Source organism: Pseudomonas sp. FBCC-B545, from assembly GCF_059134095.1.
In genome coordinates this window covers 3,108,988-3,131,130 of the sequence record NZ_CP101441.1, presented here as the reverse complement: position 1 = coordinate 3,131,130, position 22,143 = coordinate 3,108,988, and the positions used below count along the sequence as shown (strand labels likewise).

Genomic DNA, 22,143 nt, shown 5'->3' with positions numbered 1-22,143 from the left:
TTCTTCATGGCCAACCATGAAGAACCCTGCAACACCTGCTATAAGCCGATACCACCTCGCAATAGAAAGTCACGGATTCAAGAATAAAGCATGGAATCGATGTGAGTTTTTTTCCACATACCTTGACGCACATCGTATGAAAAAACTCTCAAACAGCGTCGACAAGGAATATTCCGATGACCGTTATTTCTCACTTGCCTATACAGGACCGTTATTCACCAGCACTCGAAGAGGAAAAACCAGCGCCACTGCCCGCCAACGAAACTCCGGTTGCAGATACTTCGGAACCCACCCAGGAATCCCCTCAAGCCAGGGGAGACAAAACGTTATTCAACCTGTTCATCAACACCCTGAAGAATCCGACGAGCTATCATGAATTAATACTTGAAGACATCCCTGCGACGTCTACTTTTGGGCAGTTGCGAACCCAGCTTCGCAGTATCCTCGTTAGTCCTGCGATGACGAAGTGGTCCATAGAGAAGGGAGTGGATCTGTCAAAAGATGTTCAAATCTTTCCTGACAAGAATCAACTCTCGGTACAGCTTGCCGATGGCCGTATACAGTATGTTGACCTTACTGACTTCGCTGGTTTTTATTTGCTTAAGGCCGTTATTAATGCACTGTCGCCTTCAGCCCTCCCTTTCACGGTCTTCGCAGAAAACAAGGCGGATCTGCACGACATTGCCCATTTTCACGGCCATGCGCTGCCATTCATCGGCGGTTACGTGCTGCCGCCGCAGATGGCCGCACTCTCAGCATTTGCCGATCAGTTACTACAAGGCGCTGTCTTCGAGCCCCCTCGGGAGGCGTCCGCTTTTATTGACCCAGCATCACGCCTAAGCGACTTGAACAATCGAACGGCTTTAAGTGCGGCCATCGCCAACGCACTGCCCACCCTACGCGCCGACATTATCAACGATGCTAAAGATGAACTGCGTAACCCACACAGAAACAATAAACAGGTCATTGAGCAATTCTCCCGCCCCAAGGTACAGGCCTTTCTCGATACCACGATTGAAATAGCCCCCAACTCTTCCTACTTTCGCAGCAAACACTTGAAAGCAGATGTTCCTGTCACGCTACGTCAGTTCATCGGCGATATGGGCTGGTTGCTTCCAACGAGTTATGAAGAATTGAAGACCTTTCAAAAAGCACTGCTAAGCCCGCCCCTGGTAGCACCAGCTCATGGCAACCTGGGTGGTGCACTTTCGTGGCCCACGCAGTTGAGCAACCAGAATCAACGCAAGCTCGACGGTGTGATCAGCAACGTCCTGAAAAAGACTCCAGACTCCACCTTGCTTGAACATTTGACCCGTGGCTACCAGTGGGACCCAAAGGCCTTCAAGGACGATCCTCGTCGCGTCATCGATGACATTCTCAAATCAGCCAATGCTCAAAACCTGGGCCGCGCAGCGGAACGCGAAATTGGCGAGCTCGCCTCCCCCGACGCTATCAGTGATTGGGTACTGGCAGCGCTATACGTCTCGCTGGATAGGCCAAGTGTCTTCACCGACCCAGCCTTCTCGACCAGGACCCAGATCGCGGGGTTCGACTTGGCGGACATAGAGCTAGCGGGCAGAAGCGCATCCTATGTGCGCAATGCCCTGGCGAACTACTTGATCGGCAAGAAGATAGCGACCCCCGAAACCGTTGACCTCGCAATGTTTATACTGTTGTCCCGCAAGGCACCGGCATTGCTGGTCAGGGATATACCTGAGTCCGTGACCTTTGGCTCTCACGCATGGGTCAGTTTCACCACTGCGGTGGCGCGCATCGAAGCCCAGGCTCCAGGATCGACCAGCAACATGACTTATGCAGAAGTCATGATGCGTGGAGATCTGGTGCCTATTACCCTGGCGGATAAGCTGGTTGAACAACAGGCCCAAAGCGACGCCTTGAAGGACTGGGGCATCAGCAACGGCGTATTGGTAGCGAATCGGCAAGATGAGTACACAGCTACACAGATGGAGGGCTTGCGTACCGCCTTCAGCAAACAAATCAGCGAATTGAGTGCGGCTTCCAAGGTTTTTGCGACGCCCATGCCTGACCTTCATGAGCGGGCACTGACCGTACTGCAGCGGCAAAACCCACATTTGTCGCGAGAACAACTTACCCAAAAAACGTTGGATGCCAACGAGTCCGGAATTCTCGAGTTCCCAGGCCCCTACTCGATACTCGATGTTTTCCTCACTCCATGGAAAGACGGCAGGCGTGTGGGTAAAGACAGCTATACCTCCCGTGATAACAAGATCGACTTGAGTAACGTCAATATTGACCCTGTTTCATTGGCCTATGTCCGTGAGTCTTTTGAAGCGGACATAAAAGAGTATTTCAATGACTTCGAGGCGGCAGCGAAGGCTCAGACCAAATACCTGATTTCAAAACTGCCCTTGGAAGATCGGGACATCATTGAGAATGGAAAGATCACGCTCGCAGTGGAGCGGTCTGCCCATAGGGGCGCTAGTGGCATCTCGTCGAGTAAAAGCAGCCCTACGCTGCTGACCGTGCAGAGCGAGTTTGAAGGCAAGACCCATGCTTATGAAATTGACTTATCAGATAACATGATCCGCAAGCGTTCTGATTGGACGCGTCCTATTTCGCTGCCTACCAGCCTCGCGCCAGGCATAACCTCAGGTGTTATCTACGAGGCTGTGAGGCCTTCCGGCCAATACCGAAAAGACCTGCTAGAAGCGACTTCGCCCCATGCATCCGTAGGCGTACCCAAGAGCTATTTCAGCGAGCGGTCGCAATATATTGCTGACACGTTGGTACAAGATATCGACATCCGGCAGTTCGAGGGCGAGCTTCGCGGCCAAACCACGTTCAATACTGAAGTCGCCTTCTGGAAAAAAGCCGGTAATTTCCTGCTGGGTCTGATTCCTTTCTACAATGCCATCAACAACTTCGCGGCGGGCAACACCCGCGACGGCGCCATTGACCTGGCGTTTGATGCCCTGGGTTTTATCCTCTCCGGCGTCGGGTCGGCGGTCAAGGGCGCCAAGGCGGTGACGGCCGGTGTGGCTGCCAGTAGAGGACTCAGCCAAGGCGCGAAGAAACTCGCGCGTTTCGCCATCGGCGCGCTCAACCCCGTGGACCTCAAGGGATTCGCGTTGGCCGGTGTGCAAGAGGGCTTGAGTCAGGCAGGTGTCTTTGGTGGCGGGAGCGACATGAAGCTGCCCAGGACTGCTTACAAGTATGATGTGGTCAAGACTTTCAGGGACGTCGAACATGCCACGATAGGCAAAGCCAGTAATATGCATGGCGGCATCGAGGATGTCGCGGCAACGCAAAAGAATGGCAAATGGTATGCGCTTGACCCTGTCAGCAAACAGCCCTACGGCCTACCTCTAGAGGATTTTGTGTCATCTTCCTGATTGAAGAAACCACCGAAGAAGGTTCTTCACGGTGTACCGGAAGAACCTTGGCAGCCAGGCTGGCTGTGCACTGGGCGTTTATGGTTTTCAGCAAGTCACGCCAGCAAGCGCTGGATATGCTCCTGCAACGTATCCAGATCGAACGGCTTGGCCAGGATCGGTGCATTGCGCGTGATCGGGCTGTTGCAGTCGCGGATTTCCTGCGGGTAGCCGCTGATAAAGATCACTTTCAATTCCGGGCGCAGCTTGATAGCCGGCTCGGCAATCTGTACCCCGGAAATGCCACCCGGCAGGCGATAGTCGGTGACCATCAGGTCCAGGTGCGGCTTGGTCGCGAGGATTTCGAAGGCCTGCTCCCCATCGACCGCCTTCAAGACCCGGTAGCCCAAGCCTGCCAGGTACTCACCCAGCACAAACATAATGGATTCGTCGTCCTCGACGATCAGTACGACATCTTGCGCATCTTCACTCATGGGAAGCCTTTGTCCGGTCAATTGCTGCTGTTACGACCATGGGGTCACGCAGAGGTTGCGTCGAGGTGACGATTGATTTCACTCGCTCGCCTCAAGGGGCAGGCACACGCGAAACAACGCGCCCTCGCCTATCTGGCTCTCGACCTCGATGGTGCCGCCATGGGCCGCGACGATCTGCTCGGAAATAAACAAACCCAGGCCCAGGCCCGCTGCCACGTGGTTGGCGGAGACCCGCTCGAACTGCTGGAAAATGCGCTTCTGGTTCTCTTCGCTGATACCGATGCCATGGTCACGCACCTCTACCCGCGCTTCGCCATGCTCACTATACACCCGCACTTCCACCGGGCTCTTGGCCCCGTAGCGCAGGGCGTTGGTCAACAGGTTGGTGATCACCTGCTCGATGCGGAACTCATCCCAATGGCCTTCCACCGTGCCGTCAGCTTGCAACTGCATGGAGGACTCGGCGGCCGCCACCTGGGGTGCGAAGTTCTGCACCAGGTTGCGCACAAGTTGGCTCAAGTCACAGCGTGCCGGGCGGATCGACAGCTTGCCGGTGCGAATGCGCGACACGTCGAGCATATCCTCGATGAGGCGGATCAGGCTCTGGATCTGGCGTTCATCGCGGTCGACCATGGCGTGCATCTTGTCCAGGGTAAACGCCGCGGCGTTGTCCCGGGCCAGGTGCATCTTGCGCAGCTGGGTCTCCAGGATCAGCCCGTTAAGGGGCGTGCGCACTTCGTGGGCGACAATCGACATGAAGTCGTCACGCATGCGCACAGCTTGCTCCAACTCAGCCTGCGTGGCCTGCAGGCGCGCCAGCAACAGCTCCTGCTCGCGGCGGCTGCGCTCCAGCTCCTCCACTTGCAGCTTCATGGCCTTGCTCTGGCGATACAGGTCGACGAACACATTGACCTTGCTCTTGACCGCGTGGATATCCAGCGGCTTGTGCAGGAAATCCACGGCGCCGCTTTCATAGCCCTTGAAGGCGTAATTGAGTTCGCGGCCGGCGGCGCTGACGAACACGATCGGGATGTTCTTGGTCTTTTCGGTGCCGCGCATCAGTTCGGCCAGCTCGAAACCGTTCATGCCGGGCATCTGCACGTCGAGGATCGCCATGGCGAATTCGTGTTCCAGCAACAGGGACAACGCCTCGTCGGCACTCAATGCCTTGAACACCTGGCGATCCTCGCGCTTGATCAGCGCTTCGAGAGCCAGCAGGTTTTCCGGCAGATCGTCGACGATCAGCAGTTTGGCCTGGACAGTACTTAACATGGGGAGGGTTCCAGGGAAGCCAGCAATGAGCCGATACGGCCCAAGGAAAGAATATGGTCAGGCGTGTGTAAGGCCAGGGCGGCCAGGGGCATCACGGCAATGCGCGCCTCCTGTGGGTCCTGGACGACGGTGGTACCGCCCGATTGCTTGACGTGGGCCAGGCCGCTCGCGCCGTCGTGGTTGGCGCCGGTCAACAGGATTGCCAGCAGCCGGCGCCCATACACGTCGGCAGCTGAGGCAAACAGATAGTCGATGGCGGGCCTTGAGTGGTGCACGCGGTCTTCCTGGCTCAGGGACAGGCTGCGGTCATGCTCCACCGACAGGTGATAACCGGGGCTGGCAAAGTACAAGGTGCCCGCCTCCACCGCCTCTTTGTCCCGGGCTTCCTTGACCGGAATCCTCAGGCGCCGCGCAAAGACCTCCGCAAGTTGGCTGTGGCGTTCATCCGGCAGGTGCAGCACGGCAATGATCGGCAAGGCGAAGGTGTCTGGAAGTTGGCCAAAAATCGTCAGCAGCGCCTCGACGCCGCCGGCGGAAGCGCCGACAACGATGGCTTCAATCCCGTGAATCCGGGTGTCTGGCGCGTCACTCATGATTTTCGGTAGATCCGTTCCTGTTTGACCAAGGGTTCGAATTGCTTGCTGTAGGCGGAAAAATCCAGGGTTTCCTTACTGCCCAGCACCAGGAAGCCGCGATGACACAACGACTCATGAAACAGTCCAAATGCTCGATCCTGCAACTTTTTATTGAAGTAAATCAATACGTTGCGGCATGAAATTAATTGAGTTTCGGAGAAAACACTGTCGGTGGCCAGGCTGTGATCGGCAAAGGTCACGTTCTCGCGCAGGGTCTTGTCGAAGATCGCGTAATCGTAAGCCGCTGTGTAGTAGTCGGCAAATGAACGGTGCCCGCCGGCTTGCTGATAATTGGCGGTATAGGCGCGTACGTTCTCCAGGGAGAAGATGCCCTGCTTGGCTTTGTCCAGCGATGCCGGGTTGATGTCCGTGGCATAGATGATAGTGCGTTCCAGCAAGCCTTCTTCTCGCAACAGGATGGCCATGGAGTACACCTCCTCCCCCGTACTGCAACCGGCGATCCAGATCTTGATCGACGGGTAGGTCTTGAGCAGCGGCACCACTTCCCGACGGATTGCCAGGAAGTGCGACGGGTCGCGAAACATTTCGCTCACCGGGATGGTCAGAAATTGCAGCAACTGCATGAACGCCGCCGGGTCGTGCAGTACTCGCTCCTGCAACGCAGAAATGGTCGCGCAGTCGAACTGGCGCAAGGCATGGGCCACCCGGCGCTTGACTGACGCGCCGGAGTAGTCGCGAAAGTCATAGCTGTACTTGAGGTAAATCGCCTCGATCAACAGGCGCAGCTCAATCTCGCTGTTTTTGTCCAAAAAACACTGTTCCACTTAAATGCGTTCCATTTTCGGTAGCCATACGCGAATCAGTGAGAACAGACGGTCCAGGTCAATCGGTTTGGCCAGGTAGTCATTGGAACCCGCTGCCAGGCACCTTTCCTGATCATCCTTCATGGCCTTGGCCGTCACTGCAATGATTGGCAGTTTTTTCCAGCGCGGGTCCTGGCGGATCAAGGCGGTGGCCTCGTAACCGTCCATTTCCGGCATCATCACGTCCATCAGTACCAAGTCGATATCCTCGACTTCATTGAGTTTGTCGATGGCCTCGCGACCGTTACGCCCGATCACGACCACCGCGCCCTTGTGCTCCAGGGCGCTGGTCAGGGCGAAGATATTGCGTACGTCGTCGTCCACCAGCAGGATCTTGCGCCCTTCGAAGACCTTGTCGCGACTGCGGGCAGTCTTGAGCATCTTCTGGCGGTCATGGGACAGCTGGGATTCGACTTTGTGCAGAAAGAGTGTGACCTCGTCCAGCAAGCGCTCAGGGGAGCGAGCGCCCTTGATGATGATCGAGCGCGAATACTTGCGCAGTTCGGCTTCTTCATCGCGGGTCAGGTTGCGCCCGGTGTAGACGATCACTGGCGGGAATGAGCAAATGTCCTCGGTGGCCATGCGCTTGAGCAGCTCGTTGCCGAGCATGTCCGGCAGCTTGAGGTCGATGATCATGCAGTCGTAGACGTTAGTTCGCAGCAGGTCGAGAGCCTCCTGAGCGAAGCCGACGGCAGTGATCTCGATGTCATCGTCGCCGATCAGGCGGGCAATGCTATCGCGTTGCAGGTCATCGTCTTCCACCAGCAGTACGCGCTTGACCTTCTGGGTCAGCTTGGCTTCCAGGCGCGCGAACACGTCCTTGAGCTCTTCGCGGGTGGTGGGCTTGACCGCATAGCCGATAGCGCCCATGTGCATGGCGGCTTCGACGCGATCTTCCACGGAAATCACATGCACGGGAATGTGGCGGGTGTTGGCGTGTTCCTTGAGACGCTGCAGCACCGTCAACCCGGAATGGTCCGGCAGGCGCATGTCCAGCAGGATCGCGTCGGGGATGTATTCCTCAGCGAGGCTGTAGCCTTCGTCGGCACCATGGGCAACCAGGCAGTGGTAACCCAGCTCATGGGCCAGGTCGAACAGGATACGCGCAAAGTTCGGCTCGTCCTCCACCACCAGGATGCACCGGGTGCTGAACGGGGCTTTTTCGCGGTCATCGGCAAACCGTGGAATCTGCTGGGTGTCGGCCACCGGCAGGGGCGAAACGCGAACTGGCATGGGGGGCGGCACGACCACCGCTTGACGCGGTTGCTCCACAGGTGCCGCGTCTTCTTCACGCTCCACGTATTGCTCAGGCAATACCAGGGTAAAGATGCTGCCCTTGCCCGGCTCGCTGGTCACGCTGATGTAGCCGCCCAGCAAGGTGGCCAGGTCGCGGGAGATCGACAGGCCCAGGCCGGTGCCGCCGTAACGGCGATTGGTGGTGCCATCAGCCTGGCGGAAGGCTTCGAAGATACTTTCCTGCTGGTCCGGGGCAATGCCGATGCCGGAGTCGCGCACGGTAAAGGCAATGCCCTCCCCTGGCGCACGGGACACCGTCAGGCTGACCTCGCCCTGTTCGGTGAACTTGATCGCGTTGGACAACAGGTTCTTGAGGATCTGCTCCAGGCGCTGGCGATCGGTAAACAGCAGGGTCGGTGAGCCCTCCTGCACATCCACCTGGAAGCCCAGCTTGCGATCCGCCGCCAGCGGTTCGAACATGCCGCGCAGGCCGTCCACCAGCCGCACCACGCTGGAGTTCTCCGGGCGCACTTCCAGTTTGCCGGCCTCGACCTTGGAAATGTCCAGGATGTCGTTGATCAGGTTAAGCAAGTCATTGCCGGCCGAGTAGATCGACTCGGCAAACTTGACCTGTTCGGCGCTGAGGTTTTCCTGGGGGTTTTCCGCCAGCAGCTTGGCCAGGATCAGCGAGCTGTTCAGCGGCGTACGTAGCTCGTGGGACATGTTGGCGAGGAATTCGGACTTGTATTTGCTGGAACGCTGCAGCTCATCGGCGCGGTCTTCCAGCTCGAGCTGGGCCTGGTTCAGTTCGACGTTCTTGCGGTCCATGGCGTCGCGTTGCTCGGCCAGGGTCTGGGTCTGTTCGGCCAGTTGCTCGTTGGTCTGTTCAAGCTCGGCCTGCTGGGTTTCCAGGTGGGCCTGGGACTCCTTGAGGATACGCGACTGTTCTTCCAACTCTTCGTTGGCGGTCTTGAGTTCTTCTTGCTGCACTTGCAGCTCTTCATTGAGCTGCTGGGTCTCGGCCAGCACTTCCTGCAAACGCTGGCGATAACGGGCAGCTTCGATGGAGGTGCCGATATTGCTGGCGATCAGTTCCAACAGTTCGACATCACGCTCATCCAGCGCTCGCAGGAAGCCCAGCTCGACCACGCCATTGACGCGGTCGTCGTCGCTGGTGGGCATCACCAGCACGCTGCGGGTAGCGCCTTCGCCCAAGCCGGAGCTGACCTTGAAGTAATCCACCGGCACATCGTCCAGGCGAATCAGGCGATCCTGTTGGGCGGCTTGGCCAACGATGCCTTCGTCGCTGTAGATCGACTGCTCCTGTCGTTCCTGCTCGCGGGAGAAGCCATAAGTAGCCACGCGCTTGAGACCACCATGTTCTTCGCGCACATACAGCGCCGCCACGGCCGAGCCCATGTACTGGGCGAAAAACTGCAGGATATTGCGCCCAAGCATATTCAGGGTCAGTTGGCCGAGGACTTGTTCGGCCAGCTCGGTCTGCCCATTGCGTAGCCAGGCTTGGCGTTCGAGGCGTCGCGCTATCTTCTGTTGGGACGCGAGATTTGCGCTGTAACTTTCTGAAAGAGAAAGTAAATTTTTCCTGCCGATGTACGCAAGAAAGCCGCTCAACCCCAGTACGAATACCAGGTACAGGGTGACGCTGATCACCGTCGTGCGAGTGACTTCTTCGTTACGGGTGATACGGAATTGCTGCTCCATCGCCACCGCATCGTCGTACTCCTTGCGAATTTCGTCCGTCAGGCGCTTGCCACGGCCCGCCTTGACCGCATTGCGGTAGTCGCCGTTCTGGCGCTGCATATCAATCATCGACTGGGCGTAGTTGTTCCATTCGACCTGCAAGGCTTCCAGACGCTTGAGGCGGTCGACCTGCTGGGGATTGTCCGCCACCAGGTCCTGCAGATTGCGCAGATCGGCAATGATCCGCGGCTTGGCCACTTCATAGGGGTCGAGGAAATGCTCGTCGCCGGTGATCAGGAAACCCCGCATGCCGGTTTCCAGGTCCACCGTCAGCTTGGACGACTCATTGAGGTTATTGATAACCCGGTCGGTGTGTTCGACCCACTGGATCACCGAGAGCAAATAGGTAATCAGGCAGACGAAAAACACCGCGCTGAGCACGCCCACACCCAAGGGTAGGGCCACGTTTCGGCTCAACAGGGTACGGAAGCTCTTTTCATCGACGGACGACGCGGGAGTCATGGGCATGCCTTGGCCAAGTACGGAAAAACCGGGAGTTTGCCCCAAAGTGGCGCCTGAACGCTATTTTTCTGCGGGCGACGAGGGCAAGAAACATCTGCTACGGGCAAAAAGGACGCCATAACAGCTAGCTGGCGGGACATTCGCCCGCCCAGCGTTCACAATGCCATCAATTGCTTCGGAACTTGCTGGCATTGCCGTCACTCACAATCAAGTTGCCTTTAAGCCCTACGCTCTCACTTTTCAGGAATACCCGCCATGTCCGCAGCCGCCTCCACCATCCTCGTAGTCGAAGACGACGCCATCGTGCGCATGCTGATCGTCGATGTGCTGGAAGAATTGGAGTTCAAGGTGGTTGAGGCGGCTGACGCTGCAGAGGCGCTCGCAGCCGTAGAAAACACCGAGCAGGTGATCGACCTGATGATGACCGATGTCGGCCTTCCGGACATGGACGGCAAGGCACTGGCGAACAAGGTCCGTGCATTGCGGCCTGCCCTGCCCATCCTGTTTGCCAGTGGCTATGCCGAGAACATCGACGTCCCGGCCGGGATGCAGGTCATTGCCAAGCCGTTTTCGATTGATCAATTGCGTGACAAGGTCAAATCCATGCTGCCCGGGGCCTGATTTCTCCCTTACAACCCCCGACCTTCTGTGAGTAAGCACCCGACGAGGCTGAAAAGCGTCGCAGGGATTAACGTGACGTGCGGCCAATAAAACTGGAAACTCAGCGCCTTGCCCCCACGCCCCCTTAAAAGCACTCTGGAAGGACGCTACAACATGATTGGAAAACCGACGCGCCTGCTGTTGGCGAGCCTCTCGATAGTCATCAGTACCGGCGCCTGGGCCGACTTCACCGCCAGCCCCAGTGAAGCACGTGCCATCGCCAAGGAAGCGTACCTGTACGGGTTCCCGGTGGTGCAGATGTACAAGACGCTCTACACCCAGGCCGTTGATAAGGGCGGTGCCAACTTCAAGGCACCGTTCAACCATATTGGCAACTACGCCCAGGCGTTCACTCCCAAGGACGCGGCGTTCGCGAGTCCGAACTCCGACACCCCCTATTCGTTCGTGTGGATGGACCTGCGCAAAGAGCCTCTGGTACTGACCCTGCCCAAGATCGAAGACAACCGCTACTACTCGGTGCAGTTGATCGACCTCTATACCCAGAACTTTGCCTACCTGGGCACCCGCAGCACCGGTAACAACGGCGGCCACTACATGGTCGCCGGGCCTGACTGGAAAGGTCAGCAACCGGTGGACATCGACCGCGTGGTCTACAGCGAAAGCAATATCGCCTATGCCCTGTACCGCACGCAGCTGTTTGATGACAAGGACCTGGGCAAGGTCAAACAGATCCAGAGCGGCTACAAAGTCCAGCCGCTGAGCAGTTATGTGAAGCAGCCTGCCCCGCCCAAAGTGCCGAAGATCGAATGGCCCAAGCCAACGGCGACTATGACTGAAGGCCCGCAATTGTTTCGCTACCTGAACTTCATGCTGGCCTTCGCTGCGCCCCAGGACAGCGAAAAAGACCTGCTGGCACGCTTCACCAAGATCGGTGTCGCCCCGGGCGCGCCTTTCAAGGTCAACCAGTTGACCGCCGAACAGCGCAAGGCCCTGGAGGAAGGTATTGCCGATGGCCGCGCCGAATTTGCCGCGCTCAAGAAGGACAAGGTCGACACCCACCAGGTGGCCCACGGTGACTTGTACGGCAGTCGCGACCGCCTGCAAAACAACTACCTGTACCGTTACGCCGGTGCCGAAATGGGCATGTTCGGCAACTCCAGCGATGAAGCCGCTTACCTGACCTACCTTCTCGACAGCGAAGGCAAGCCAGCCAATGGTGCGCGCCACAGCTATACCGTGCACTTCGCCAAAGATCAGTTGCCACCGGCCGATGCGTTCTGGTCGCTGACGATGTATGACAGCAAGACCAAACTGCTGGTGCCCAACCACAAGAAGCGTTACCTGATCAACTCGCGGATGCTACCGGCTCTCAAGCGCGACGCCGACGGTGGGCTGACCCTGGCGTTGCAACACCACGAGCCGCCGAAGGCGGAACAGAGCAATTGGTTGCCGGCACCGCCCGGCCCGTTCTATGCGATCTTGCGCATCTACCTGCCTAAGCCCGAGGTGGGTAACGGCCAGTGGAAGCTGCCCCCGCTGACACCGCTGAAGTAACACCACGGGCCGGCTGGGTCAGCGCTTTTTCAGGCGCAGGTAGGATTGATGCAGGTCCGAGGCCCAGCCATCAATCACGCTTTTCACATCGTCGGCCTTCATCACCTGCGAGTCATTGGCCAATGGCTTGCCGGTGCCTTTGCGCACTACTTGGGCCACCACTTTATTGCTGGCGCCATCGAGGAACTGCGCCTCGGTGCCCAAGGTGGTTTCCTGGTCACGAATCCCGGTGCCGGTACTCACCGCAGCCGCAACCAGGGCCACGGGTACGAACTCATAGGGTTTGAGGCCTTCGGTCTTGCTGCTGACGGCGGTGATCGCCGCACGCACCACCATCACCCCGGGGCCGGGAGCGTTGGCCAAGGGCAGCGACTTGGCCAGCTCGCGTTTGAGGGCCTGGTTGAAGTAATCGTTGATACCACGCAGGGTGCTGTCTGGAATCTTCGTGGTGGCCTGGGGCTTGGGGTAGAACTGGGTGGGTTCGATATACACCGAGGTGTACCGGCTCAGGTCCAGTTGCGGATCAACCCAGCGCATCACCTCCGCCCCCGACGGTGACTTGGCCTCCTTGAGCTGGCTGTAGTTGGAAAGGAACCCTGAATACTCGTCCGGTTGCGGCACCTTGCTCGCGCAACCGGCCATGCCGAGTGAGGCGACGCACAGCGTGCTGATCAATAGCCCTAGCTTCATCGTGGAACTCCCTGGCGACCATCATCGTGATGAATGAGTTGTAGGTATAGCCAATGCTTGGCAAATACACCTAATTTAACGCGCCGCCAGCCATGAGTTATTTACCTGCGATTAAAGCGTGCAGGTCAGGCTCGCTCGCGTGGGATCAGGCTCTGCAACTGCGAGGCCAGGAAGTTGGCATCGAAACCGAAGGTGTCGGGGTCTTTGAGGCCGTTGGTTTTCTTCCACAGCCAATCGTTCTTATCGGCCGGCAGTACCAACGACACGCTGCCATGGCGCGCAGCGGTGAGCCCCATTACCGCTACCGAAATCAAACCGCCGGCGCCCATGACGTCCGGCACGAACTCAACGCTTTTGCCGGTGATATGCACGCTGAGTTTTTCGCTCTTGAAGGGCGAACTCTCCACCGGCACGCTCGGGCCGCTGGCGGTGTAGGCCTCACGCTGTACTTCCAGCAAACCCACAGTCTTTACTGGCTCCAGCCATTGTTCGATCTGCTGGAACAACTCACCGAGCTTCTGCGCCCAACGCGCCGACTGCAGGTCAAATTGCTGTTTTTTATGCGCTTCGCTATCGGCGTAGTGACGAAGCATCTCGCCTAGTTGCTGTACATCGTCCATTGCGGATTTCCTTTGGGTGAGCCAGGTTGCGAAGCGTGATCATGGCAGATGCCGCGGCCTGGCGTATGTCTAAACATCAGCCCAGGCCTCAAAGGGAATGTAAGGCAGGTGTATCGAACGAAGGGTGCTCCGATAGAAGGCGACGCATTTTACCGGCTGCGCGACGCTGAAGCAGATGACGCCCCTGGCTATCGATCAGATGCACCGAAAATGCACGATGCAGACGGCCCACGCCCAGGTGTGCCTCGCGTTTATCACACACTCCGATTTGCGCATTGTGGGTCATCACCCGAATGCCAGGAATATCGGTCAGGAATCGGGTGTCGATGTCGGTCGTGGTCACAGTACAACCTCCAGTTGCTCAGGGCAGCGGTTGAGGATGCCCCGTTCGATGGGCTTGAAGCCCGGAGCCCAGCGCAGAGCACCTTTTGTGGACACATCTGCGATCTGACAGGCGTAGTTGAACTGCTCCGGTGAATTTGCTGGCAACTGCCTGTGACCAACCGGCCTTCAATGGGTAAGGTGAAGCCACATCCCTTGTCCTGGAGTATCAGATGCGCACCATCGGCCTTATCGGCGGCATGAGCTGGGAGTCCAGCGCCGAGTATTACCGCATCATCAACCAGCGCGTGCGCGACCAGCTCGGCCCGCTGCGTTCGGCCCAGATCCTGATGTACAGCGTGGACTTCGGTCCGGTGGAGCAGGCCCAGCATGCCGGACGCTGGGACGATACCGCGCTGATCCTGGAAGACGCCGCGCGCCGTTTGCAGGCCGGGGGCGCCGAGTGCGTGGTGCTGTGTACCAACACCATGCACTTGGTGGCGCCGCGCATTGAAGCGGCGGTGTCGATTCCATTCCTGCATATTGCCGATGCCACGGCGGGCGCGGCCGTGGGGGCCGGAACCTTGACGGTAGGTTTGCTCGGCACCGCATTTACGATGGAGCAGGATTTTCTCAAGTCCCGCCTCGCCGCCCAGGGCCTGACCGTGCTGGTACCGGATGCGGATGAGCGCAAGGAGGTGCATCGAATCATCTATGAAGAGTTGTGCGTGGGCGTCATCAGTGAAGCCTCTCGCCGAGTGTATCAGCGCGTGATCAAAGGCCTGGCCGCTCGTGGCGCCCAGGCAATCATCCTGGGCTGTACGGAAATCTGCCTGCTGATCCAGCCCGAACACAGCGACCTGCCATTGCTGGACAGCACCGCACTGCATGCGCAGGCTGCGGTGGCGTTTGCTCTAGCGGATTAAGCCGACTTGCGCAGGCGCGCCATGCTCAGGGTGTCTACAAACACACCGTCACGCAGGGCGTAATCGCGCAACGTCCCCTCCACTTCGAAGCCGAACTTGCGATAAAGGTTATGCGCCGCCTCGTTGTCGGCGTAGACCGTCAGCTCCACGCGGTGCAGGTTCATCCAGTTGTCGGCCACATCCAGCGCAGCAGTCAACAGCCGAGAGCCTACACCCTTGCCCTGCCAGGCAGTCGACACGCCCATGCCAAACGAACCCACATGACTCTGGCGTACGCGCAGGTACTGCTCCAGCCCCAGCTGACCAATGACCTCGCCGCCATGCAACGCTACCAACTGTAGCCGCCGCTCATTATCCATCACCAGGCGTTTGCGCCAGGTTTCAACTGACTGGAAAGGCATTTGCAGCACCTGACGGCACACGGCCGGTTCGTTGTAGAGCGCGGCGACGCCCTCAAGGTGGGCCTCGGTAAAGCGCTGGATCACGATATGGGGTTCAGGTGTGTGCATTGCGTTTCATCCTATGAAAGACAAGTGGCCGGCCAGTGTAGAAGCAAAACTGTACGTCTGACGAGCCCAGAGCTTTCCCACATCGTCAACCGCACCCTCCTGCATCTGAACGATGGCGATCAAACCTGACAGCACCGATACTCAGCCCAGGCCCTGCCACCTCTAACCAAGGTTGTGGCCTTCACCCTGTGACGAGAACAACAAAAATAGTCCCACAGAGGAATATCCATGAGTCGCCTTGATCCCCTTGGCCTGTTGCAGGCCTTCAGCACCCTGACCCTGGACCTGCAGCGCCTGGCCCAGCATCAGGACATCGAGCATTTTCAGCACCACGCCTTGAGGCGGCTAAGCCAGTTGCTGGCGTTCGATAGCGCCTGGTGGGGCCGCGCAGCGGTGATCGACGGTTTGCCGGAAGAGCACAGCAGCTACCTGCACCATTTGCCACCGGGCTATCTGGCGGACTGGCAGTCGATCCGCCATCTGGACGTCACTGTTGCGCAGGTGCATGCCAAGCCTGGTCAAGCAGTGATCATTGATATGCGTGACCCTGCCAACGGCGCCGCGTTGAATTGGCTGGGCCAACGCCACGGCCTTGGTGAGCTGTTGTGCGTTATCCATATCGACCCGCAAACCCACCTCAGTGACCACCTGACTCTTTACCGCACACCTGGAGCGCCGCGGTTCAGCGCCCATGATTGCCTGTTGCTCAACAACCTGATGCTGCACTTGGTCGCGGCTGTCTCAGCGAATCAGATCCGCACCTTGGTGGCCATGCGTGAAACCCTCACCAGCCCGCGCAACCTAGCCCTGGCCGTATGCGATCCCCGGGGAGTGCTGCAATGCGCCGAGCGCGGCTTTATCGATCTGCTGCTCAGCGAATGGCCACGCTGGAGCGGCCCCACCCTGCCGGTGCCGCTGGATGAGCACGGGCATGACGGCAAGCGCATTCATCTCCAGGTTTCGACAGTGGGCGACCAATTGCTGTTGGCGGCGCGCATCAACCGCGCCCTGCCCCAGCTCAGCCCGCGGGAAAACGACGTGGCCCAAGGGTTTGGCGAGGGCAAGACCTATAAGGAAGTCGCTCGCGACCTCGGCCTCTCGCCCAATACCGTGCGCCATCATATTCGCACCATCTACACCAAGCTCGGGGTCAAGGACAAAGCGCGCATCGCGCACTTGATGCACGCCCCGCCGGACTGATCCCCGCCCCTATCTCGCGGTTCTACCAGGGTCGTTTTTCACGATCACGGGCTGTTGTTGCCCAGTTTTCGGCCTCCCAATACATGAGACACCTTGCCATGACTCACACACGCCTACGTAACCTGACGGTGCTGCTCAGTGGCACCTTGCTCGGCCTCGACAGCCAGGCTGCCGACCTCAACGCCCGGGATTTTTTCGCCGCCCCGCCGGGCACCAACCTGGGGGTGCTGTACCTGCCTGCGACCCGTGCCGGGAATTTCCACGGCCCCGCCGACAGCACCGGCAAGGCCGACCTCAAGGTCAACGCCGTGGCTTACCGCCAGGTGTATTTCACCGACGCCTGCGGCACGTTGTGCACGCCACAATTAATCCTGCCCTTTGTCGACATCACGGCGCGATTGCCCGGCGCCGAGCAACGGACCGGTGAACGCGGCTTGGGCGACCCGCAGATAGGCGGCACGCTGTTTTTCATTAACGATCCGGCCTCGCGCACCTACAGCGGTCTGTTGAGTCTGATCACCGTGCCGGTAGGCCAATACCACAGCCAAAACCCGGACGTGTCCCCCGGCACCAACCGTTGGGGCGTCACATTTGTCTACAACTATACCCAGGGCGTTGGCGACAAATGGGTGCTGGAAGCCAACCTCGAAGCCCAGCTTTATGCCAGGAATGATGACTACTTCGGCAGCGAGCTCAAGCAAGACCCGCTGTATCGCCTGCAAGCCTTTGCCTCCTACGACTTCAGCGCCGCCACTTATGGGGCGCTGCGCCTGATCCAGGCCGACGGCGGTGCGCTGCGCATTGACCATCGCCGTATCGACAACACCCACAGGCGCTACACCCAACTTGGCTTCGAATTCGGGCATTGGCTCGACCCACAGAACCAACTGATGGTCAGCCTTTCGCAAAACGTCGCGGCCTCCAACGGCTATGCCGGGACCGAGGCATTGTTGCGCCTGGTCCATGTGTTCTGACCCCCACTCCTGGAGCTTGAAGATGCCCACACAACCCTATCGGCTGGCGGCAATCGTACTGTTTGCCGCGATCACTCCGACCATCTTGATGACTGCCCCCGCCGTGGCCGCGCAGCTGGCGAGCCAATGGCAACTGAACCCTGCGCGCATCGGTGACCTGTTTTCCGTTGAGCTGGGAGCCATGAGCCTGGCGACCTTGCCTGCCTGGTTTTGGCTCAAACGGGTTGACTGGCCAAGCGCAGCCCTGGTCGCCGCGCTGGTGTTTATCGTGGCCAACCTGTTGTCGATGCTCGCCGACACTTACGCAGCTCTACTGTTGCTGCGCTTTGCCAGCGCCCTGGCCGGCGGCTCACTGATGATCATTTGCCTGGCCAGCGCCGCCGCCAGCGCCAATCCTGGTCGGGTCTACGGATTGTGGGTAATGGGGCAGCTGATTGTCGGCGCCCTCGGCCTTCTAGTACTGCCGGGGTTATTCGGACAGTTTGGCTTGAATGCCTGTTACCTGATCCTGGCGGGCTTGATGACCCTGTTGCTGCCTCTGGCCAAGGCGTTTCCTGCCGGTAGCCCTGTGGCAGAGGCAAGCAGCGGCTGTTCTTTGCCCGGCTCACGCTGCAAAGCAATGCTGGGAATCGGCGCAGTGCTGGGTTTTTACATCAGCCTCGGTGGCGTCTGGACCTTTATCGGTGCCTTGGGCGCCAATGCCGGGATCTCTGCGCCGCACAGCGGCCAAGTCCTTGCCATCGCCACGCTGATGGGGATTGCCGGTGCTGCAAGCGCATCACTGATCAGCGCTCGCCTGCCGCGTGGAATGCTGTTGCTAGTGGGCTATGCGCTGATGGCGGCTGCCGTATTACTTTTACTCGGCCAGCCCACGCTGCTGCGCTTTGCCCTGGCGGCGCTGCTGTTCAAGTTCAGCTGGACCTTCATCCTGCCGTTGGTCCTGGCCTGCCTGGCCGACCTCGATCACAGCGGCAAGCTGATGAACGCCTCCAACCTGGTGATCGGCGGCGGCCTGGCCATCGGCCCGGCGATTGCCGGGCGCCTGATTGAGGTCAGCGGCGGGTTCACCCTACTGCTGCTTGGCGCTGCCCTTATCACGCTAATGTCCCTGGTGATGATCCTCACCAGCCGTCCCAATTACCCCACTGAACTGGAGCCGGTATGAACCGAACCACCGCATTTTTCTTCGATGAAATGAGCCTGTGGCACAGCGCCGGCGCCCACGCGCTGACCCTGCCCGTGGGCGGCTGGGTACAGCCGCCGGCCGGCAGTGGGCATGCCGAATCACCGGAGACCAAGCGCCGCTTGAAAAGCTTGTTGGACGTGTCCGGATTAAGCCACCATCTGCATCTGCGCAGCGCACCACCGGCCACCGAAGAGGACTTGCTGCGAGTCCACGGCAGCGCCTACCTGCAGCGCTTCAAGGCGCTAAGTGATGCCGGCGGCGGTGAGCTTGGTCCCCAGGCACCGATTGGACCGGGTAGCTATGAAATCGCGCAACTCTCCGCCGGCTTGACCCTCGCCGCCGTGGACGCCGTGCTCAGGGGCCAGGTGCATAACGCCTATTCGTTATCCCGGCCACCGGGCCACCACTGCCTGGCAGACAGCGCCATGGGCTTCTGCTTTCTCGCCAACATTGCCATCGCCATCGAAGCAGCCAAGGCCCACAACGGGCTCGGCAAAGTCGCCGTGATCGACTGGGATGTGCACCACGGTAACGGCACGCAATCGATCTTTGAGGAACGTGCCGATGTGTTGACGATTTCACTGCATCAGGATGCTTGCTACCCGCCCGGCTACAGCGGCGAACAGGACCGTGGTCGCGGCGCTGGCCTGGGCGCGAACATCAACATTCCTTTGCCGCCGGGCAGTGGGCACGTCACCTATTTGCAGGCGATGGAACGCATCGTGGTGCCAGCCCTTGAACGTTTCCAACCAGAGCTGATCATCGTCGCCTGCGGTTATGACGCAGGCGCCGTCGACCCTCTGGCGCGCATGCTGCTGCACAGCGAATCGTTCCGGCTGATGACGCGCACCCTGCGCCTGGCTGCCGAGCGCTTGTGCCAGGGCCGCCTGGTGTTGGTGCATGAAGGCGGCTACAGCGAGGCCTATGTACCGTTTTGTGGGTTGGCGACCCTGGAGGAATTGAGCGGCGTGCGCACAGCGGTGGACGACCCGATGCTGGAGTTTGTGCAGTTGCAGCAGCCCGCAGAGGCGCTGCTGGAGTTTCAGGCACAGTGGGTGCAGCGGTTGGCGCGTGGGGTTAGTGATTAGATGCAAGGCGCCAAACGCGTGCGATGTCCGCAGCTCGCTCACATAATAGACGCGGAGCCTCACGGCAGGCTTGCTCCAGGCTCATCGGTCCCGAGGGCAAGGCAAATGCCGCATCCACGCCATGGGCGTACATCTGCTCGTAACCCTCGCCCAATGTGCCGGCGATCACGATAACCGGCACGCCATGGCGCTGGGCGATGCGCGCCACACCAAACGGGGTCTTGCCGCGCAGGGTCTGGGCGTCGAAGCGGCCCTCACCGGTAATGACCAGGTCGGCGCCGCGTACGGCATCATCAAGGCCGACCAGTTCGGCCACCACCTCCACCCCTGGGCGGAACTGTGCACCGAGAAAGGCCTTGGCGGCAAAACCCAGGCCACCGGCGGCGCCGCTGCCGGGTTGGTCGCGCACGTCGGTGGCCAGCACTTGGGCGCAGTGATCGGCGAAGTGGCCGAGGGCGGCGTCCAGTTGGGCCACTTGCTCGGGGCTCGCACCTTTTTGCGGGCCGAAAATCGCCGAGGCGCCGTGGGGGCCGCACAGCGGGTTGTTGACGTCGGCGGCAATTTCAAAGCGCACCTGGGCCAGGCGCGGGTCGAGCGTGTCAAGGCTGATACGCGCCAGACGCGCCAACGCCAGGCCGCCTGGAGGCAGTGGCTGACTGGCTGCGTCAAGAAGTTGCACGCCAAGGGCCTGCATCGCCCCCGCCCCGCCATCATTGGTGGCGCTGCCGCCAATCGCCAGGATGATGCGTTGCGCCCCGGCGTCCAGGGCGGCACGGATCAATTCACCGGTACCGTAAGTGGTGCTGGAACATGCGTCGCGCTGCCCCGGCGCGACCAATTGCAAGCCGTTGGCCTCGGCCATTTCGATCATCGCGGTATGGCTGTCGGCCAACCAGCCCCAGTGCGCCTCAACGGAGCCGCCCAGTGGCCCTTGCACCCTTTGCCGACGCAGTTCGCCCTTGCACGCGGCGAGTACTGCCTCCACCGTTCCTTCACCCCCATCGGCCATTGGGCATTCGACCAACTGTGCATCCGGCCAGACCTGGGCCAACCCTTCGGCAATCGCCTGGGCAGTGCCTGCAGCACTGAGGCTGTCCTTGAACGAGTCGGGAGCGATGATGATCTTCATGATGGGCTTTCTCCGGTTTTTATAACGCCCATGCTGCCAGTTGGCTGGGGTAATGACGCCTGTCAATTGCACAGATGCGGACAGGGTTTGTTGGTCATTTCTACAAAGTCTGGGGCAACAACTGCACGCCCAGGTACAAGGCCAGCATGCCATCGAGCGTCAACGGGTCCACGCCGCTGAGTTCAGCAATGCGTTCCATGCGATAACGCAGGCTATTGCGATGAATGCCCAGCGCGTCTGCGCAGGCCTGGCTTTGCCCGTCGTGTTCGCACCAACTGCGCAGGGTGGCGAGCAGTTGCCCGTTGCTGTCCTTGGTCAGCACTTTGCGCAAAGGGTTGAGCAGTTCGTCCAGGGCATCGTCATTGCGGTGACGCCAGAGCATGACCGGCAGACGATAACGGTTGAGGGTCAACAGCCGCATTTGCGGGAGGATATCGCGGCCATACGCAAGTAGATCGCCCACCCGACGATAACAACGGCGTAGCCCCGCCAAGCCCTCCGCTTGCCCACCAATGGCAACGCGCAGGATGTTCCAACCCAGGCCGTCGAGCTTTTCCAGCAAGCGGGGGTTGTCGACCTGCAACGCGGCGGGTCGGCACCACAGCAGGGAAAACTTCGCGGGGCTGACACACCAACTGTCCGGGTAACGGCTGGTGAGCCATGTACTCAAGTCTTCCGCCGTTTGGCCCGGGCCCAGTTCGAACAGGTACGGCGTGCGCGACAGCTGCGGCTTGAGACCCAGTTGCCGGGCTTCGTCCACCAGGCGTGGTGAGTCGCCACTGTCGGCCAGCAGCAAGGCCAGCAGATCATCGCAGCGCTGGCGCCGCCATTGCTGCTCGGCTTGCTGGTGGCGATGGCTGACCAGCATTTCAGCGGTCATGCGCACCAGTTCTGCATAGGTGCGCAGCCCGTCCGGTTCACCGGTGATGCCCAGCACACCGATCAGGCGTTGATCATGCAGCAACGGCAGGTTGATGCCCGGCTGCACGCCTTTGAGATGTTTGGCAGTCTGCCCATCGATCTCCACCACCCGGCCATTGGCCAGGACCAGTTGCGCGCCTTCGTGGCGGGTATTGATGCGTTCCGGCTCGCCGCTGCCAAGGATCAGGCCCTGGCTGTCCATGACGTTGACGTTATAGGGCAGGATGGCCATGGTGCGATCGACAATCTCCTGGGCCAAGGCGTGATCGAGCTCGAACATGGGGCTAATTTCCTAAAACAGGTTGTTCACTGGCACAGCGCAAAGCCTGCTTCACTGTGCGCCAGCACAAAGACAGTCGCCCATCAC

Annotated in this window: 19 protein-coding genes; 8 read left to right on the top strand and 11 right to left on the bottom strand. The window is 59.6% G+C overall.

Going from position 1 to position 22,143, the window contains the following annotated elements:
• Positions 1 to 176: 176 nt before the first annotated feature.
• Positions 177 to 3,374, top strand: coding sequence for a hypothetical protein (locus NMB39_RS14650; protein WP_494340562.1), 3,198 nt, complete (start codon positions 177 to 179; stop codon positions 3,372 to 3,374).
• 95 nt (positions 3,375 to 3,469) lie between these two features.
• Here the strand turns inward: NMB39_RS14650 and NMB39_RS14645 are convergent, their stop codons facing one another.
• From NMB39_RS14645 to NMB39_RS14625, 5 genes are all read right to left on the bottom strand, one after another.
• Positions 3,470 to 3,847 carry a response regulator gene (locus NMB39_RS14645; RefSeq protein ID WP_057022269.1) on the bottom strand — a complete coding sequence of 126 codons (378 nt, stop codon included), beginning with the start codon at positions 3,845 to 3,847 and terminating at the stop codon, positions 3,470 to 3,472.
• Between the two features lie 78 nt (positions 3,848 to 3,925).
• Positions 3,926 to 5,119, bottom strand: coding sequence for a hybrid sensor histidine kinase/response regulator (locus NMB39_RS14640; RefSeq protein WP_057022268.1), 1,194 nt, complete (start codon positions 5,117 to 5,119; stop codon positions 3,926 to 3,928).
• Entirely contained in the window at positions 5,113 to 5,712 is a 600-nt protein-coding gene (locus NMB39_RS14635) for a chemotaxis protein CheB (RefSeq protein ID WP_306957962.1), read from the bottom strand. The genes NMB39_RS14640 and NMB39_RS14635 overlap by 7 nt, the downstream gene beginning before the upstream one ends.
• Positions 5,709 to 6,524: a CheR family methyltransferase gene (locus NMB39_RS14630; RefSeq protein ID WP_057022677.1), complete on the bottom strand. Its 816-nt coding sequence runs from the start codon at positions 6,522 to 6,524 to the stop codon at positions 5,709 to 5,711. Before NMB39_RS14630 ends, NMB39_RS14635 begins: the two co-directional genes overlap by 4 nt.
• A 15-nt stretch (positions 6,525 to 6,539) precedes the next feature.
• Positions 6,540 to 10,037, bottom strand: a complete 3,498-nt coding sequence (locus NMB39_RS14625; RefSeq protein WP_057022266.1) for a response regulator — start codon at positions 10,035 to 10,037, stop codon at positions 6,540 to 6,542.
• A 255-nt stretch (positions 10,038 to 10,292) separates the two neighbouring features.
• On the opposite strand from NMB39_RS14625, the gene NMB39_RS14620 reads away from it, so the two are divergent.
• Positions 10,293 to 10,658, top strand: coding sequence for a response regulator (locus tag NMB39_RS14620; protein ID WP_057022265.1), 366 nt, complete (start codon positions 10,293 to 10,295; stop codon positions 10,656 to 10,658).
• 153 nt (positions 10,659 to 10,811) lie between these two features.
• Positions 10,812 to 12,212 carry a DUF1254 domain-containing protein gene (locus tag NMB39_RS14615; protein ID WP_494338973.1) on the top strand — a complete coding sequence of 467 codons (1,401 nt, stop codon included), beginning with the start codon at positions 10,812 to 10,814 and terminating at the stop codon, positions 12,210 to 12,212.
• Positions 12,213 to 12,230: 18 nt separating this feature from the next.
• Here NMB39_RS14615 and NMB39_RS14610 read toward each other — a convergent pair whose 3' ends face one another.
• From NMB39_RS14610 to NMB39_RS14600, 3 genes are all read right to left on the bottom strand, one after another.
• On the bottom strand, positions 12,231 to 12,902 hold the full coding sequence (locus NMB39_RS14610) for a DUF3313 domain-containing protein (protein WP_198719002.1): 672 nt from the start codon (positions 12,900 to 12,902) through the stop codon (positions 12,231 to 12,233).
• Positions 12,903 to 13,027: 125 nt separating this feature from the next.
• Positions 13,028 to 13,522, bottom strand: a complete 495-nt coding sequence (locus tag NMB39_RS14605) for a hypothetical protein (RefSeq protein ID WP_057022262.1) — start codon at positions 13,520 to 13,522, stop codon at positions 13,028 to 13,030.
• An 88-nt stretch (positions 13,523 to 13,610) separates the two neighbouring features.
• Entirely contained in the window at positions 13,611 to 13,865 is a 255-nt protein-coding gene (locus NMB39_RS14600; RefSeq protein WP_057022261.1) for an NUDIX hydrolase, read from the bottom strand.
• 211 nt (positions 13,866 to 14,076) lie between these two features.
• On the opposite strand from NMB39_RS14600, the gene NMB39_RS14595 reads away from it, so the two are divergent.
• A complete protein-coding gene (locus NMB39_RS14595; protein ID WP_057022260.1) occupies positions 14,077 to 14,769 on the top strand; it encodes an aspartate/glutamate racemase family protein in 693 nt (230 codons plus the stop codon).
• On the opposite strand, the gene NMB39_RS14590 is transcribed toward NMB39_RS14595, so the two are convergent.
• On the bottom strand, positions 14,766 to 15,278 hold the full coding sequence (locus NMB39_RS14590) for a GNAT family N-acetyltransferase (protein ID WP_494338974.1): 513 nt from the start codon (positions 15,276 to 15,278) through the stop codon (positions 14,766 to 14,768). The genes NMB39_RS14595 and NMB39_RS14590 overlap by 4 nt on opposite strands.
• A 228-nt stretch (positions 15,279 to 15,506) precedes the next feature.
• On the opposite strand from NMB39_RS14590, the gene NMB39_RS14585 reads away from it, so the two are divergent.
• From NMB39_RS14585 to NMB39_RS14570, 4 genes are all read left to right on the top strand, one after another.
• Positions 15,507 to 16,478, top strand: coding sequence for a helix-turn-helix transcriptional regulator (locus NMB39_RS14585; RefSeq protein WP_057022258.1), 972 nt, complete (start codon positions 15,507 to 15,509; stop codon positions 16,476 to 16,478).
• Positions 16,479 to 16,576: 98 nt separating this feature from the next.
• Positions 16,577 to 17,452, top strand: coding sequence for a transporter (locus NMB39_RS14580; protein WP_494338975.1), 876 nt, complete (start codon positions 16,577 to 16,579; stop codon positions 17,450 to 17,452).
• Between the two features lie 22 nt (positions 17,453 to 17,474).
• Positions 17,475 to 18,617 carry an MFS transporter gene (locus NMB39_RS14575; RefSeq protein WP_494338976.1) on the top strand — a complete coding sequence of 381 codons (1,143 nt, stop codon included), beginning with the start codon at positions 17,475 to 17,477 and terminating at the stop codon, positions 18,615 to 18,617.
• Positions 18,614 to 19,726, top strand: coding sequence for a class II histone deacetylase (locus NMB39_RS14570; protein WP_198719007.1), 1,113 nt, complete (start codon positions 18,614 to 18,616; stop codon positions 19,724 to 19,726). Before NMB39_RS14575 ends, NMB39_RS14570 begins: the two co-directional genes overlap by 4 nt.
• On the opposite strand, the gene NMB39_RS14565 is transcribed toward NMB39_RS14570, so the two are convergent.
• Both NMB39_RS14565 and NMB39_RS14560 read right to left on the bottom strand, forming a co-directional pair.
• The gene (locus NMB39_RS14565; protein WP_494338977.1) at positions 19,716 to 20,855 is read right to left on the bottom strand and encodes a glycerate kinase; all 1,140 of its coding nucleotides are present in this window, start codon (positions 20,853 to 20,855) and stop codon (positions 19,716 to 19,718) included. The genes NMB39_RS14570 and NMB39_RS14565 overlap by 11 nt on opposite strands.
• A gap of 100 nt (positions 20,856 to 20,955) precedes the next feature.
• On the bottom strand, positions 20,956 to 22,056 hold the full coding sequence (locus NMB39_RS14560; RefSeq protein WP_057022253.1) for a sugar diacid recognition domain-containing protein: 1,101 nt from the start codon (positions 22,054 to 22,056) through the stop codon (positions 20,956 to 20,958).
• Positions 22,057 to 22,143 lie beyond the last annotated feature (87 nt).

Excerpts from the sequence above, each read along its gene's own strand:
- NMB39_RS14650 (WP_494340562.1), top strand. The coding sequence starts at position 177 with ATGACCGTTATTTCTCACTTGCCTATACAGGACCGTTATTCACCAGCA.
- NMB39_RS14645 (WP_057022269.1), bottom strand. The coding sequence starts at position 3,847 with ATGAGTGAAGATGCGCAAGATGTCGTACTGATCGTCGAGGACGACGAA.
- NMB39_RS14640 (WP_057022268.1), bottom strand. The coding sequence starts at position 5,119 with ATGTTAAGTACTGTCCAGGCCAAACTGCTGATCGTCGACGATCTGCCG.
- NMB39_RS14635 (WP_306957962.1), bottom strand. The coding sequence starts at position 5,712 with ATGAGTGACGCGCCAGACACCCGGATTCACGGGATTGAAGCCATCGTT.
- NMB39_RS14625 (WP_057022266.1), bottom strand. The coding sequence starts at position 10,037 with ATGACTCCCGCGTCGTCCGTCGATGAAAAGAGCTTCCGTACCCTGTTG.
- NMB39_RS14620 (WP_057022265.1), top strand. The coding sequence starts at position 10,293 with ATGTCCGCAGCCGCCTCCACCATCCTCGTAGTCGAAGACGACGCCATC.
- NMB39_RS14615 (WP_494338973.1), top strand. The coding sequence starts at position 10,812 with ATGATTGGAAAACCGACGCGCCTGCTGTTGGCGAGCCTCTCGATAGTC.
- NMB39_RS14610 (WP_198719002.1), bottom strand. The coding sequence starts at position 12,902 with ATGAAGCTAGGGCTATTGATCAGCACGCTGTGCGTCGCCTCACTCGGC.
- NMB39_RS14605 (WP_057022262.1), bottom strand. The coding sequence starts at position 13,522 with ATGGACGATGTACAGCAACTAGGCGAGATGCTTCGTCACTACGCCGAT.
- NMB39_RS14595 (WP_057022260.1), top strand. The coding sequence starts at position 14,077 with ATGCGCACCATCGGCCTTATCGGCGGCATGAGCTGGGAGTCCAGCGCC.
- NMB39_RS14590 (WP_494338974.1), bottom strand. The coding sequence starts at position 15,278 with ATGCACACACCTGAACCCCATATCGTGATCCAGCGCTTTACCGAGGCC.
- NMB39_RS14585 (WP_057022258.1), top strand. The coding sequence starts at position 15,507 with ATGAGTCGCCTTGATCCCCTTGGCCTGTTGCAGGCCTTCAGCACCCTG.
- NMB39_RS14580 (WP_494338975.1), top strand. The coding sequence starts at position 16,577 with ATGACTCACACACGCCTACGTAACCTGACGGTGCTGCTCAGTGGCACC.
- NMB39_RS14575 (WP_494338976.1), top strand. The coding sequence starts at position 17,475 with ATGCCCACACAACCCTATCGGCTGGCGGCAATCGTACTGTTTGCCGCG.
- NMB39_RS14570 (WP_198719007.1), top strand. The coding sequence starts at position 18,614 with ATGAACCGAACCACCGCATTTTTCTTCGATGAAATGAGCCTGTGGCAC.
- NMB39_RS14565 (WP_494338977.1), bottom strand. The coding sequence starts at position 20,855 with ATGAAGATCATCATCGCTCCCGACTCGTTCAAGGACAGCCTCAGTGCT.
- NMB39_RS14560 (WP_057022253.1), bottom strand. The coding sequence starts at position 22,056 with ATGTTCGAGCTCGATCACGCCTTGGCCCAGGAGATTGTCGATCGCACC.